Raw genomic sequence first — 502 nt, forward strand, 5'->3', positions numbered from 1 at the left:
GCACCCAGCCCCATGTTCTGCCACCCCGAACTGCCCGCACCGGTGTTGAAGAACCCCGAGGAACCGCCCGAGCCGCTATTGAAGAATCCCGACGACGGGGTCGCCGTCGTGTTGCCGACGCCCGGGCCCACCGGCAGCGAGAAAGCTATGTCGATCGGGCCGACGGTGCCGGTGATGCCGCCGAACAACGTGTATCCCGGACCGCCGATGACCAAGCTCAGCTGTGGTCCGCTGACCGTGATAACCGGAACGTTGATGGGACCGAAGGTGCCGTTGATGCCGCCGCCGCTGATAGTGGTAGGGAACTGGGGGACGGTGAACGGCTGCGTGGTGATGTCGAATGTGCCACCGGACACCGTCAGATTCAACGGGACCCGCATGCCGAAGTCCACGGGAATCTGGTCGATGCGCACCGAGTAGGAAAGCCCGGTCAGGCCCTGGGCGTCGCCGCGCACGAACATCCCGACATTCATGTTGCCGGAGTTGCCGATACCGGTGTTGA

The 502-nt window shown here is 64.3% G+C and carries 1 pseudogene; it reads right to left on the reverse strand.

The window, feature by feature from the left end:
* Positions 1-502: pseudogene (locus AO501_RS38280) on the reverse strand (hypothetical protein); the annotation flags it as partial.

Origin of the sequence: Mycobacterium gordonae (assembly GCF_001417955.2) — a bacterium.
Lineage (GTDB): Bacteria > Actinomycetota > Actinomycetes > Mycobacteriales > Mycobacteriaceae > Mycobacterium > Mycobacterium gordonae_B.